The following is a 13,482-nucleotide window of genomic DNA, read 5'->3' as shown; positions in this document are numbered from 1 at the left end:
GACCGACTCCCACCGCCATCCCGCAGCCGACCTGCTGGCCCTCTACCACCAGCGCTGGGAGATCGAGACCGCCTATTTGGAGATCAAATCCACCATCCTGGGCGGACGAGTCCTGCGCGCCCGCACCCCCGAGGGCCTGGACCAGGAAGTCCACGCTCTCCTGCTCACCTATCAACTCCTGCGCCTGGCCATGGCCGAGGCCACCGCCTGCCGACCGGATACCGATCCCGACCGGGCCAGCTTCGCCATCGCCCTGAACACCGCCCGCGACCTGGTCATTCAAGCCGCCGCAGTGATTGCCGGCACTACCATCGACGTGCTCGGCACCATCGGACGCCATGTCATGGCCAACCTCATGCCCGACCGGCGCATCCGCACCCGCCCCCGCATCGTCAAACGCGCCATCTCCAAGTACAACGCACGAGGCACCGTCGATCGCACCAGCTACAAAGCCACGATCAGCATGGAGATCCACACCAGCCCAGAGCCTTGACGCACTGGCGCAGACCTTAACTACACGGCATTGCGACTAGTGCTCGCCGGGAAGGTCTTCGGTGCTGCGCCGGGCGCCCGCGCGGACCCGGTCGTGCCACATCTCCCGGTGCAGGACACGGAGCGCGCGGCGGATCACGTCGCTCGGCCGCTCACCTTCCCGCAGCGCGGCACGGATGATCCGCTCGTCCTCGGCGGTGGCGTGGAAGCCGATGTCAGCCATGTTCCGAGCCTAGGGAGCGGCCGACGTCCTCGCCCTGCTTTTGGCGCACAGGCGTGCGGCGGCGCCGGCCGAAGAGGTAGATGACCGGGGCGGTGCAGACCAGCGGGCCGATGACGGCGATGGGGCGCTCCAGCCACCATTTCAGGTCGGGCGGGATCTGCGTGCCCATGGTGCCGAACCACCACCACGACAACCCCAGCGCGATGGCCATGCCGGTGGTGTGGAAGAGGAACAGCGGCAGCGAGTAGCGGTTGATGAAGTCGTTCACCCGGCGCCAGCCCGGCCGCACGAGTACGCGCTCCATGGACGGCCGCAGCACCTCCACGAGCCCGATCTGGAAGAGCAGCAGGGCCACGATCACGAACGTGGGCGGCGCCATGTTCGACCACTTGTCGCCGGGGACGCCCACCATCGACCCGGGATAGATGCCGGAGTAGACCAGCCCGAACAGGGCGAACAGCCCGGTCCACAGCAGTCCCTTGTCGTAGCGCCGGGGCAGCGCCACGACCCGGTCGTAGAAGAAGCCGGCCTGGTGCGCGAGCCCCCAGACGATGAGCATGTTGAGCCAGCCCGCCGGGTCGACGCCGTAGCTGAAGCGCACCACGTCGATCACCAGGGCCGCGCCGCCGAGCCAGATCAGGGCGAGCACGTCGTAGCGGCTGTGCAGCCAGAGCGCCACCGGCAGCAGCGCGATCAGCACCAGGTAGACGCCGAGGAACCACAGCGGGCTGAGCACCAGCACTACGACCCGCCACATCCAGTCGACGTCGAACGCCCACGTGACGGTGGCTCCGATGAGGACCCACACGCCGGACAGGGACAGCGCGGGTAAGGCCAGCGCGCGGATGCGCCGCAGGACGAACGAGCCGATGCCGACGCCCCGGGCCCTGGCCCGGTTCCAGGACAGCAGGTGCACGTGACCGCCGACGTAGAAGAACAGCGGCAGCACCTGCAGCAGCCAGGTGAGGATCCACAGGCCCGAGGTGAAGCCCAGCGGGCTGGTGGGCTCGGGGCCGTGCGGCTTCCACTCGAGAATGGTGAACGCCCAGTGCCACACCACCACGACGATCAGGCTCAGGGCGCGCAGCCAGTCGACGTACTTGTCGCGTTCCTGTGTCGTCACTTGTCGATGTCACCCACGACGAAGAACATCGAGCCGAGGATGGCGACCATGTCGGCCACCAGGTGGCCGGGCAACACCTCGCGCAGCACCTGGATGTTGTTGTAGGAGGCGGAGCGCAGCTTGAGCCGCCACGGCGTCTTGTCGCCCCTGGAGACGAGGTAGTAGCCGTTGATGCCGAGCGGGTTCTCGGTCCACGCGTACGTGTGACCCTCCGGCACCTTGAGCACCTTGGGCAGCCGCTGGTTGATCGGCCCGGGGGGCAGTGCGCGCAGCCGTTCGGCGCAGGCGTCGGCCAGGTCGAGCGAGACCTTGAGCTGCTCGAGCAGGACCTCGAAGCGGGCGTGGCAGTCGCCGGCGCTCCTGGTGACCACCTTGACGGGCAGCTCGGGGTAGGCGAGGTAGGGGTCGTCGCGGCGCAGGTCGAAGTCGACGCCGGAGGCGCGGGCGATGGGGCCGCTGACGCCGTACTGCATGATCTGGTCGTGGGTCAGCACGCCGACGCCCCTGGTGCGGGCCAGGAAGATGTCGTTGTACAGGATGAGGTTCTCGATGTCGGGGACGCGGCGGCGGGTCTGCTCGACGGCCGCCGACACGCGGTCGAGCCAGCCGAGTGGCAGGTCCTCCTTGAGCCCGCCGACCCGGTTGAACATGTAGTGCATGCGTCCGCCGGAGATCTCCTCCATGACGGCCTGGATGCGCTCGCGCTCGTCGAAGGCGTAGAACAGCGGGGTGATCGCGCCCAGTTCCAGGGGGTAGGAGCCGAGGAACATCAGGTGGTTGAGCACCCGGTTGAGCTCGGCGAGCAGCGTACGCGCCCACACGGCCCTGACCGGCGGCTCCATGCCGAGCAGGCGTTCGGCGGCGAGTACCACGCCCAGCTCGTTGGCGAACCCTGACAGCCAGTCGTGCCGGTTGGCGAGCATGATGATCTGGCGGTAGTCGCGGACCTCGAACAACTTCTCCGCGCCGCGGTGCATGTAGCCGATGATCGGCTCGGCGGTGGCGATGCGCTCGCCGTCGAGCGTCAGCCGGAGCCTGAGCACCCCGTGGGTCGACGGGTGCTGCGGGCCGATGTTGAGGATCATGTCCTCGGTGGCCAGTTCTTTCGCGCCCGCACCGATTCCGACCACACGTTCCGTCATATGGCCATGCTGCCACCGTCGTGGGTGTCGATCCAGCGCGGGGCGGACGGTCAAAGCTTGGTATGAAGGTGCATCCCGAAGTCGGACATGGGGAGGGATACCTGGAATGGGGGGGAAATCACCATGAAAAGGGTATTGTTCGACGTCGCGGCCCTGATCGCGCGCGTGGTGACGGGCGTGATCTTCCTGGCCCATGGATGGCAGAAGTGGCAGGGCGGCCTGGGCGCCACCGCGCAGGGCTTCAGGGAGTCGGGGATCCCGCTGCCCGAGCTGGCCGCCTCCTACGCGACCGTCGTGGAGACCGTCGGCGGCATCTTCCTGATTCTCGGCTTGCTGGTCAGGCCGGTGGCGTTGCTGCTGCTGATCAACATGCTGGGCGCCATCTTCTTCGTGCACTGGGGGCTCACCCCGATGACTTCCGACAACGGCTGGGAGCTGCCGGCCGCCCTGGGCACGCTGAGCCTGCTGTTCCTCGTGCTGGGCGGCGGCAGGTTCGGCCTGGACGGCATCGTCCGCACGATGTCGCGCAGGCGTGCCGAACGCCGTGCGGCCGAGGCGGAGCTCGCCGCCCGCACGCCCGCCACGCGTGGCACGACCACGACCGGTGCGGCCGGGGGCCCGACGACGCCCGAGCCGGCGCAGCAGGAGCCGCCCCAGGTGCCCCGGCAGTCGAGCGCGCCGAAGGACAGCAAGCTCAGCGACCAGGACATGCGGGACATCGACGCCCTGGTCGGCGACGAGCCGCCACCGCGCCGCGGCGAACCGCCGAAAGGCTGACCTCAGCGGGAGGTGAGGTCGCGCAGCGCCTCGATCAGCCGGTCCACGTGCTCCTGCGTGGTGCCGATGCCGATCGAGGCGCGCACCGCTGATGCCGTGCCGTCCTCGCAACCGCCGCCCGAGCGCACGTCCACCAGGTGACGGACGAACGGGTGCGCGCAGAACTTGCCGTCGCGCACCCCGATGCCGTATTCGCCGGACAGCACCTCGGCCACCTCGCGGGCCGGGCGGCCGTCGACGGTGAACGACACGATGCCCACGCGCGGGTGGTCCTCCCCCCACAGGGACAGCTCGCGTACGCCCTCGATCGAGGCGAGACCGGCCCGCAGCCGGGCGATCAGCCGCTCCTCCTCGCGCACCAGCGGGGTCCACCCGGTGGCGGTGAGCGCGTCGCAGGCCGCGGCCAGCGCGATGGCGCCGAGCACGTTCGGCGTGCCCGCCTCGTGCCGCGGCTCTGGGTCGTCGTGCCACTCGACGGCGCCGGCCACCGACCGGACCGCGCCCCCGCCCTTCAGGTACGGCTCCGCCCCCGCCAGCCAGTCACGCCGCCCGATCAGCACGCCGGCCCCGAAGGGCGCATAGAGCTTGTGCCCGGAGAAGGCCACGTAGTCGAGGTCGAGCGCGGTGAGGTTGAGCCGCCGGTGCGGTACGAGCTGCGCGGCGTCCACCAGGATCCTGGCGCCGTGGCGGTGCGCGATGTGGGCCAGCGCGGCGATGGGCCACAGCTCGCCGGTGACGTTGGAGGCGGCGGTGACCACGAGCAGCTTGGGCCCGTCGATCGCGGCCAGTGCGTCGTCGGCGGCGCGCACGGCCTGGCCGGGGAAGGCGGGTGGCGCCAGCCGTACGGACCGGGGCCAGGGGAGGAGGGAGGCGTGGTGCTCGGTGTCGAAGACCACGGTGGTCGTGCCCTCGGGCAGGCAGCGGGCGAGCAGGTTGGTGGCGTCGGTGGTGTTGCGGGTGAAGATCACGGCGTCGTCCGGCCGGGCGCCGGCGAACGCGCTGACCGTGTGGCGGGCCTGCTCGTAGCGGGCGGTGGTGAGCTGGGAGGCGTAGCCCGCGCCGCGGTGGACGCTGGAGTAGGCCGGGAGCGCGGCGGCGACGGCCGCGCTGACCGGCGCGAGACAGGGGGCGCTGGCGGCGTAGTCGAGGTTGGCGTAGCTCACCAGCCTGCCGCCCTTGACCGGCACCTTGAGGTCGGCGCCGAGCACGGCGGGGACGCGCCGTTCCTCGGTGGTGGCGGGGGCCTCGTCCGCTCGGACGTGGGCGGACCTGAAGATCGTCAGCGTGGACACGGCAGTCCTCCTCGGGGTCGTCGGACCCCTGGAGCAGCCAGCGGAGCCCGCGCTTGCCCGCCACACCTCGTGACGGACCAGGTCTTCACCCGGGGCACCCCGCCGCGGACGCGAGGGTTGCCGGCCAGCTAGCCGGGGCTTGTCGCTGGCACTCATGACCTACGTCAAGGACTATAACCCGTACCCGGGCATGGATCGCAAGCGGGCGAACTTATGGGGCAACTGAGTCGTTGCTATCGGGAGACCCGCCGTCACATGCCTTGGAGGTGCGTAAATGCTGGAATGGGTGGCCGACCCGCAGATCTGGATCGGCTTTCTCACTCTTGTCGCCCTGGAGATCGTGCTGGGGATCGACAACATCATCTTCATCTCCATCCTGGCGGGCAAGCTGCCTCCGGAGCAGCGTGACCGGGCCCGCGTGCTCGGCCTGGCCGCGGCGCTGATCAGCCGCCTGCTCCTGCTGCTCGGACTGTCGTGGGTGGTACGCCTGACCGATCCGCTGTTCGCGGTCTTCGGCCACGACATCTCGGGGCGCGATCTGATCTTGCTGCTCGGCGGCCTGTTCCTGCTGGCCAAGAGCGTCACGGAGATCGGCCACAGCATGGAGGGGCCGCACGGCAAGGACGGCAGGAAGGCCGCGGCGGCCTCCTTCACGTCCGTGATCGTGCAGATCATGGTGCTCGATGTCGTCTTCTCGCTCGACTCCGTGATCACTGCCGTCGGCATGGTCGACGAGCTCGGCGTGATGGTCGCGGCGGTCGTGGTGGCGGTGCTGGTGATGTTGTTCGCCTCCGGGCCGATCAGCAGGTTCGTCGACCGGCATCCGACCATCAAGATGCTGGCGCTGGCGTTCCTCGTGCTGATCGGGGTGATGCTCGTCGCCGAGGGCCTCGGCCAGCACATCCCCAAGGGCTACATCTACTTCGCGATGGCGTTCTCGGTGATCGTGGAGCTGTTGAACATCCGCATGCGCGGCAGGCACGCCAGGCAGCGGGCGCTGGAGGAGGAGACGGAAGAGACCACTCCCGCGACGGAGGATCCCGCTTCTAAGATGAAATGATGCGCTTTGATCCCTGGAATCCGGATTTCGTGGCTCACCCGTACGGCGTCTACGAAGAGCTGCGGCGCGAGGCCCCGATCAGCTACTTCGAACCGACGAACCAGTGGCTGATCTCGCGCCACGCGGACGTCAACGCGCTGCTCAGAGACCGCCGCCTCGGCCGCTCCTACCTGCACGTGGCCACGCACGAGGAGTTCGGCAGGCCACCGGAGCCGGAGTTCCAGGAGCCGTTCTGGCGGGTCATCAGGGCGGGCATGCTCGACGTGGAGCCGCCGGTGCACACGAGGCTGCGCCGGCTGGTCTCCAAGGCGTTCACGCCGCGCATGGTCGAGTCGCTGCGCCCCCGGGTCCGCGCCATCGCCCGGGAGCTGGTGGACACGTACGTCGCCAAGGGCGGTGGCGACCTGATCGCCGAGGTCGCCGAGCCGCTGCCGGTCACCGTGATCGCCGAGATGCTCGGCATCCCCGGCCAGGACCGCCACCTGCTGCGCCCGTGGTCGGCCGACATCTGCGGCATGTACGAGCTCAACCCCGCCCCCGACGCCCAGCACACCGCAGTCCGCGCGGCGGAGGAGTTCGCCGGGTACCTCAGGGCCCTGGCCGCCGAGCGCCGGCCGCGCCCCGGCGAAGACCTGATCAGCGCGCTCACCCAGATTGCCGAGCTGACCGAGGACGAGCTGGTCGGCACGTGCGTCCTGCTGCTCAACGCCGGTCACGAGGCCACCGTGAACGTGACGGGCAACGGCTGGTGGTCGCTGTTCAGAAACCCCGCCGAGCTCGTACGGCTGCGCGAGGACCGCTCCCTGCTGCCCACGGCCGTGGAGGAGCTGATGCGCTGGGACACGCCGCTGCAGATGTTCGAGCGCTGGGTGCTGGAGGACATCGAGGTGCACGACGTGGAGATCCCGCGTGGCGCGGAGGTGGCGTTGTTGTTCGGGTCGGCCAATCGGGACCAGACGGTGTTCGACGACCCTGACAGGCTCGACGTCAGCCGTGCCGACAACCCGCACATCTCCTTCGGCGCCGGGATCCACTTCTGCCTGGGGGCGCCGCTGGCCAGGATCGAGCTCGTGGAGTCGTTCGGGGCGCTCCTGGATCGCGCGGCCACGCTGGAGCTGCGGCGGGAGCCGGAGTGGAAGCCCGGCTACGTCATCCGCGGCCTGCGATCCCTGGAGCTCACCGCGACTGGCTGAGCCAGCCGAAGCCGCCGAGGCCCGACGGGTCGATCAGCTCGCCCTCCTCGGAGGCTCTGGCCAGGGCACGCAGGTAGCCGCGCGGATCGATGTGGGCCAGGTCGGCGGGCGGCCTGGCGCCGGTGATGCCGAGGGCCTTGAGGGCGTCACGTTGTGTGGACAAGGTTGTGGATAGCGCACCGGCCCCGCGGCCGGCCTCCGCGCACGCGTCGAGCGCGACATGTGCCGTGATGTCGCAGGTGCCGTCGGGGACGGGGGTCACGACCGCGCCGTCGCGGTATCCGGTCAGGGTGCCACAGGGGGGACGGTTATCCACAGGATGTGCATAATCGATGGCGATCGCTCTGCCTTTGACGAGGCGTGCCAGGACCGACGCCCAGGCTCTGTCGCGGGGGCAGCCGATCTCCGCGCGCGCCCCCACCCGGCGCAACGGCCACCATCGTTCGAGCCATTCGAGGTCGGTCGGCTCGGGAGGGCCGCCGAGCCGCTCCTCTCCGGTGCGAACGTCGACCATGAGCAGCCGCGGGCCCTGGGGGGTCTGCTCCACCACGTCGAGCGGGACGTTGTCGAGCCATTCGTTGGCGATGGCCAGCCCGGTGACGGCGGCGGGCAGGTCGGGGCGCCAGCGGATCCGTTCGGGCACGCCCTCGGGCCGGGGGCAGAGGTCGACGGCGGTGATGCGCAGCCGGTCGCGCAGGCCGGGCTCGGCGGCGGCCAGGACCTGGGTGACCAGCGTGCCCTCGCCCGCGCCGATGTCGACCAGATCGAGCACGCCGGGGGAGCCGAGCTCGGCGTCCACCTCGGCGAGCAACGCCAGCACCGCGTCGGCGAACGCGGCCGAGGCGCTGACCGAGGTGCGGAAGTGGCCTGAAGGGCGTTCGCGGAGGTAGAAGCCCTCCTCGCCGTAAAGCGCGCGCTCCGTCGCGGCGCGCCAGGTGAGCCACATGTCTGGACTATCTCATGACTTTCGCCGGGCACAGTGCGTTATTGAGAGACCACTGAGTGTCCTTGGCTTGGGGTACGGTTAACCATCGCCATCCCGGTCAACGCCTGCGGCAACGCGGTGGCCGTCATCGGCGGGGTCCTCGCCGGTTGCAGGGGCGGCGCCTCCGCCCACGTGTCCAGCCACCACTGAGTGAGGCGAGCCCGGGCCGGCGCAGGCCGGCCCGGGTCCGTCCGAGCCGGTCAGTCGGCGGTCGGCCGGCCCGGTGCACCTCCAAGGGGTTCGCATCTTTCGCGGGCGTCGGGTCCAGGCGACTCGGCGCCCGCTGCCATGCGATGAACCCCTCTCCTCATCTCTTCCGACAGGGGGTGCGCTGTTTGTATGCCCTTGTCGCTTTTGTCGTTAACTCAACGCGCGGCAAAGGCACGGTCACATGCTCGGCTCCACGAGGCCGTTACCCTGGTCGGCAACGCCATCACGAAGAAGATGCCCGCATCAGCGAGCTGCCGTCCCTGGTCGAGACCCGTGAGCGGCAGTGCGCGCAGCGGCCTTCTCGTTCGCAGTCGACAGGGGTGACGTCATGGACGCGGTTGATCGCCCGGCACGGCTGACCGTCGGCGTGCTCGGAGCGGGCAAGGTCGGCTCGGCCCTCGGGGCCGCGCTGGCGCAGGCGGGTCACCGGGTGGTGGCCGCCAGCGGGGTGTCCGACGATTCGCGACGGTGGGCCGCCGACCGGCTCGGCGTCACGCCGACCCGGCCCGACGAGGTCGTGGGCGCGGCCCAGCTGATCCTGCTCACCGTGCCGGACGACGCGCTGCCCGACCTGGTCAACGGGCTGGCGTCCACGGGGGCCGACCTGCACGGCAAGCTGCTGGTGCACACCAGCGGGGCGTACGGGCTGTCGGTGCTCGACCCGGCGGCCGAGGCCGGTGCGCTGCCGCTCGCGCTGCACCCGGTGATGACGTTCACCGGCCGCGACGAAGACCTCAACAAGCTCACCGGCATCTCCTACGGCGTGACCGCGCCCGACGTGCTGCGTCCCATCGCCGAGGCCCTGGTGATCGAGATGGGCGGAGAGCCGGTCTGGATCGCCGACGCCGACCGCCCGCTCTACCACGCGGCGCTGGCGGGAGCGGCCAACCACATGGTCACGCTCATCGCCGAGTCGTCCGACCTGCTCGTACGCATCGGCGTCGACCACCCCGGACGGATGCTGGGGCCGCTGCTCGGCGCCGCGCTCGACAACGTGCTGCGGCTCGGCATCGCCGGGCTCACCGGGCCCGTGGTGCGCGGCGACGCCGGCACCGTGCGCAAGCACGTCGACGCGCTGATCCTGGCCGCTCCCGAGGCGGCCGACGCCTACATCGCGCTGGCCCGGCTCACGGCCGACCGGGCGCTCGCCGCGGGGCTGCTCAAACCCGAGGAGGCGGAGCGGCTCCTCGACGCGCTGGGGGGCAATATATGGACTTAACGCGCCACGAGGTGGGGGCATCAAGGGCGACCGAGTCTGCCTCCACGGAGTGGAGGCCATGAGCATGAGGGAGCGCCGTCGCCTGGAGGAGTGGCGGGAGCGGAGCGACCAGAGCGGGGGAAGGTGGCGGCATCAAGGGCGACCGAGTCCGCCTCCACGGAGTGGAGGCCATGAGCACGAGGGAGCGCCGTCGCCTGGAGGAGTGGCGGGAGCGGAGCGACCAGAGCGGGGGAAGGTGGCGGCATCAAGGGCGACCGAGTCCGCCTCCACGGAGTGGAGGCCATGAGCACGAAGGGTCATTATGGAGCTGATCGTCGCCAGAAACCGGGAAGACCTGGTCAAGGCGCGGGGTGGTGGCGAGGTGGCCCTGGTGCCGACCATGGGCGCGCTGCACGAGGGGCACAAGGCGCTGATCAGGCAGGCTCGCGCTCGTGCCGATCACGTCGTGGTCAGCATCTTCGTCAATCCTCTGCAATTTTCGCCTGATGAGGATTTTTCGCGTTATCCCCGTACATTCGAGGCGGATCTCGACGCGTGCCGTGCCGAGGGGGTCGACGTCGTCTTCCACCCCGCCGTCGAGGCCATGTACGCGCCCGACCGCCAGGTGAGCGTCTCCGCCGGGCGGATGGGCGCGGTCGTCGAGGGCGCGGCGCGGCCCGGTCACTTCGACGGGGTGCTCACCGTGGTGCTCAAGCTGTTCAACGTGGTCCAGCCCGACCGGGCGGTGTTCGGGCAGAAGGACGCCCAGCAACTCGCCCTCATCCGCCGCATGGTCGCCGATCTCGACCTGCCGATCGAGATCCTCGACGTGCCCACTGTGCGCGAACCCGACGGCCTGGCCCTGTCCAGTCGCAACCGGTTCCTGTCCGACGACGACCGGCGGGTGGCGCTGGCGCTCTCGCGAGCGCTGCGGGCCGGCGTGGCCGAGCTCACGCCGTCCAGGATCCGCGCGGCGGCGCGGGAGGTGCTCGACGCGGCGGGGTCCGATCTCGACGTCGACTACCTGGTCCTCGCCGATCCGGCCACCTTCGCCGAGGTGGACGACTCGTACGAGGGCATGGCCGTGCTCGCGGTGGCCGCCAGGGTCGGGACGACGCGCCTGATCGACAACGTCAGCGTGACGTTGACCCGCGCCTGAGCCTGCGGGCACCCCGGGGCGGGCCCATCAGGAGCGAGGGGTTATCGTCATAATGACGAAATCACCTCAATGAGGAGACCCCCATGAGTGCACCGGCGATTCCCCTGCGTCTGACCGCCCCCGCGCCGGGCTGGACCGTCGAGGCCGACGTGGTCGTCGTGGGGTCGGGCGTCGCGGGCCTGACCGCCGCCCTGCGCTACGCCGAGCTGGAACCGGCGGCCAAGGTCCTGGTCGTGACCAAGGACGTGCTGTCGGCCGGCTCGACCCGGTGGGCCCAGGGCGGCATCGCGGCCGTGCTCGACCCGCAGGACACCCCCGGCGAGCACCTGAGCGACACGTTGCTCGCCGGGGTGGGGTTGTGCGACGTGGCGGCCGTGCGCACGCTGGTGACGGAGGGGCCGGGCGTGTTGCGGCGGCTCATGGCCCGCGGCGCGCGGTTCGACCGGACCTCCGGCGGCGAGCTCCAGCTCACCAAGGAGGGTGGCCACCGCCGGCGCCGGATCGTGCACGCGGGCGGCGACGCCACCGGCGCGGAGGTGCAGCGGGCGCTCGTCGAGGCGGTCCGCGCGGGATCGATCGAGGTGATCGAGCACGCCCTGGTGCTCGACCTGCTGAAGGACGCCGAGGGCCGGGCCAGGGGCGTGACGCTGCACGTCATGGGCGAGGGCGCGCGCGACGGGGTGGGCGCGGTGCGCGCCAAGGCCGTGGTGCTGGCCACCGGCGGCATGGGCCAGGTCTACGCCGCCACGACCAACCCCGCCGTCTCCACCGGCGACGGGGTGGCGCTGGCGTTGCGGGCCGGGGCCGTGGTGCGCGACCTCGAGTTCGTGCAGTTCCACCCGACCGTCCTGTGGCTCGGCCCCGCATCGACCGGGCAGCAGCCGCTGATCTCCGAGGCGGTCAGGGGCGAGGGCGCGTTCCTGGTCGACCACGAGGGCGAACGGTTCATGCGCGGCGAGCACGAACTGGCCGACCTGGCGCCGCGCGACATCGTGGCCAAGGCGATCATGCGGAGGATGCGCGAGACCGGGCGCGAACACGTCTACCTCGACGGCCGTCACTTCGGCCGCGACACGTGGCAGGCCCGCTTCCCCACGATCTACGCCGTCTGCCGCGAGCACGGCATCGACCCGGCCGCCGAGCTGGTCCCCGTCGCTCCCGCCGCCCACTACGCCAGCGGTGGCGTCCGTACGGACCTGCGCGGGCGCACCTCCATCGAAGGTTTGTACGCGTGCGGCGAGGTGGCCTGCACGGGCGTGCACGGCGCGAACCGGCTCGCCTCCAACTCCCTGCTCGAAGGCCTCGTCTTCGCCGAGCGCATCGCCGAGGACATCCACCGCGTACGCCCCGAGCCGGGAGAGCCGGTGGACGGAGAGGCGGCGCCCGGGCTGGTGGACCCGCGGGCGCGCCCCAGGATCCAGGGCCACATGAGCACGGGGGCGAGCGTCCTGCGCAGCCGCGAGTCGCTGCTCGTCACGGCGAAGGCGCTGCGGGACGCCCGCTGGACGCCCGTCGCGGTGCCCGCGTGCACCGAGTCCTGGGAGGCCACCAACCTGCTCACCGTCGCCACCGTGCTCACCGGCGCGGCGACGGCCAGGCTCGAGACCCGTGGCTCGCACTGGCGCGAGGACCACGGCGCCCGCGACGACGACGGATGGCTGGGTCACCTTGACGTGACCCTGACGGAGGAGGGCCCGCGCATGACGTACACGCCTCATGGGGACGCGAGTTCACGGCGGATCGATGACCGGGAGGACGCGGCGCGGGAGCTGGCCGCGGCCGGGCTCGATCCGGCCGCCGTGGATGCGCTGATCGACCGGGCGCTGGAGGAGGACCTGCGGGAGGAGGGCGACGTGACGAGCCTGGCCACCATCCCGGCCGACCGGCACGCGGTCGCCGACGTGGTGGCCCGCAAGGACGGCATCGTCGCCGGGCTGGCCGTGGCCGAGGCGGTGTTCGTCCGGCTGGGGGCGGACCGCTCGGAGCGCGGGGCCAAGGACGGCGACCGGGTGCGGGCGGGCGACGTGCTGATGACCGTCGAAGGGCCGGTCAGGGCGCTGCTGACGGCCGAGCGCACCGCGCTCAACCTGCTCACGCACCTGTCCGGGGTGGCCACGCTGACCGGCAGGTGGGTCGAGACGATCAGCGGTACGGCGGCGCGCGTGCGCGACAGCCGCAAGACGCTGCCGGGGCTGCGGGCGCTGGAGAAGTACGCCGTGCGCTGCGGCGGCGGCGTGAACCACCGGATGTCGTTGTCGGACGCCGCCCTGATCAAGGACAACCACGTGGTTGCGGCGGGGGGCGTGGCCGAGGCGTTCAGGGCGGTGCGGGAGCGCTTTCCCGACCTGCCGATCGAGGTGGAGGTCGACCGGCTGGACCAGCTGAAGGCCGTGCTGAACGAGGGTGCCGAGGAGATCCTGCTCGACAACTTCACGATCGAGGACACCGCGCGTGCCGTACAAATCGTGAAAAAGCGGGTCGGAAACAGGGTTGCCCTTGAAGCGAGCGGGGGATTGACCTTGGAATCGGCTCGTGATGTGGCCGACACTGGCGTGGACTACCTTGCGGTGGGAGCGCTTACGCACTCGGCGCCGGCCCTGGACATCGCACTGGATCTGCGGGGGTAAT

The 13,482-nt window shown here is 70.8% G+C and carries 12 protein-coding genes and 1 riboswitch; of the genes, 7 read left to right on the top strand and 5 right to left on the bottom strand.

What is annotated here, in order from left to right:
* On the top strand, window positions 1–493 hold a 493-nt coding region (locus ABGA98_RS20695; protein WP_347619974.1), incomplete at its 5' end, for a transposase.
* A gap of 36 nt (window positions 494–529) precedes the next feature.
* On the opposite strand, the gene ABGA98_RS20690 is transcribed toward ABGA98_RS20695, so the two are convergent.
* Genes ABGA98_RS20690 through ABGA98_RS20680 form a run of 3 tightly spaced genes read right to left on the bottom strand, consistent with a single transcriptional unit; the run spans window position 530 to window position 2,980 of the window.
* The gene (locus tag ABGA98_RS20690; protein ID WP_347619973.1) at window positions 530–715 is read right to left on the bottom strand and encodes a hypothetical protein; all 186 of its coding nucleotides are present in this window, start codon (window positions 713–715) and stop codon (window positions 530–532) included.
* Entirely contained in the window at window positions 708–1,838 is a 1,131-nt protein-coding gene (locus ABGA98_RS20685) for an acyltransferase (protein WP_347619972.1), read from the bottom strand. Before ABGA98_RS20685 ends, ABGA98_RS20690 begins: the two co-directional genes overlap by 8 nt.
* A complete protein-coding gene (locus tag ABGA98_RS20680; RefSeq protein ID WP_347619971.1) occupies window positions 1,835–2,980 on the bottom strand; it encodes an NADH-quinone oxidoreductase subunit D in 1,146 nt (381 codons plus the stop codon). The genes ABGA98_RS20685 and ABGA98_RS20680 overlap by 4 nt, the downstream gene beginning before the upstream one ends.
* A gap of 123 nt (window positions 2,981–3,103) precedes the next feature.
* On the opposite strand from ABGA98_RS20680, the gene ABGA98_RS20675 reads away from it, so the two are divergent.
* Window positions 3,104–3,757 carry a DoxX family protein gene (locus tag ABGA98_RS20675; RefSeq protein WP_347619970.1) on the top strand — a complete coding sequence of 218 codons (654 nt, stop codon included), beginning with the start codon at window positions 3,104–3,106 and terminating at the stop codon, window positions 3,755–3,757.
* A gap of 2 nt (window positions 3,758–3,759) precedes the next feature.
* Here ABGA98_RS20675 and ABGA98_RS20670 read toward each other — a convergent pair whose 3' ends face one another.
* Window positions 3,760–4,965 (bottom strand): aminotransferase class V-fold PLP-dependent enzyme, encoded by a 1,206-nt coding sequence (locus tag ABGA98_RS20670; protein WP_347619992.1) that lies wholly within the window; start codon window positions 4,963–4,965, stop codon window positions 3,760–3,762.
* A 128-nt stretch (window positions 4,966–5,093) separates the two neighbouring features.
* Window positions 5,094–5,209: riboswitch (SAM riboswitch) on the bottom strand.
* Between the two features lie 114 nt (window positions 5,210–5,323).
* On the opposite strand from ABGA98_RS20670, the gene ABGA98_RS20665 reads away from it, so the two are divergent.
* The gene (locus ABGA98_RS20665) at window positions 5,324–6,109 is read left to right on the top strand and encodes a TerC family protein (protein ID WP_347619969.1); all 786 of its coding nucleotides are present in this window, start codon (window positions 5,324–5,326) and stop codon (window positions 6,107–6,109) included.
* A complete protein-coding gene (locus tag ABGA98_RS20660) occupies window positions 6,109–7,302 on the top strand; it encodes a cytochrome P450 (protein WP_347619968.1) in 1,194 nt (397 codons plus the stop codon). The genes ABGA98_RS20665 and ABGA98_RS20660 overlap by 1 nt, the downstream gene beginning before the upstream one ends.
* Here the strand turns inward: ABGA98_RS20660 and ABGA98_RS20655 are convergent.
* The gene (locus ABGA98_RS20655; protein ID WP_347619967.1) at window positions 7,286–8,248 is read right to left on the bottom strand and encodes an SAM-dependent methyltransferase; all 963 of its coding nucleotides are present in this window, start codon (window positions 8,246–8,248) and stop codon (window positions 7,286–7,288) included. The genes ABGA98_RS20660 and ABGA98_RS20655 overlap by 17 nt on opposite strands.
* 577 nt (window positions 8,249–8,825) lie before the next feature.
* On the opposite strand from ABGA98_RS20655, the gene ABGA98_RS20650 reads away from it, so the two are divergent.
* The 3 genes from ABGA98_RS20650 (at window position 8,826) to ABGA98_RS20640 (ending at window position 13,481) form a co-directional block, all read left to right on the top strand.
* Entirely contained in the window at window positions 8,826–9,716 is an 891-nt protein-coding gene (locus ABGA98_RS20650; RefSeq protein WP_347619966.1) for a DUF2520 domain-containing protein, read from the top strand.
* Between the two features lie 301 nt (window positions 9,717–10,017).
* A complete protein-coding gene (gene panC, locus ABGA98_RS20645; RefSeq protein ID WP_347619965.1) occupies window positions 10,018–10,854 on the top strand; it encodes a pantoate--beta-alanine ligase in 837 nt (278 codons plus the stop codon).
* 83 nt (window positions 10,855–10,937) lie between these two features.
* Window positions 10,938–13,481 (top strand): L-aspartate oxidase, encoded by a 2,544-nt coding sequence (locus tag ABGA98_RS20640; RefSeq protein WP_347619964.1) that lies wholly within the window; start codon window positions 10,938–10,940, stop codon window positions 13,479–13,481.
* Window position 13,482: the final 1 nt, after the last annotated feature.

It is taken from the genome of Nonomuraea sp. B1E8 (assembly GCF_039871515.1).
GTDB lineage: Bacteria > Actinomycetota > Actinomycetes > Streptosporangiales > Streptosporangiaceae > Nonomuraea.
This window is presented reverse-complemented; position numbering and strand designations above follow the sequence as displayed.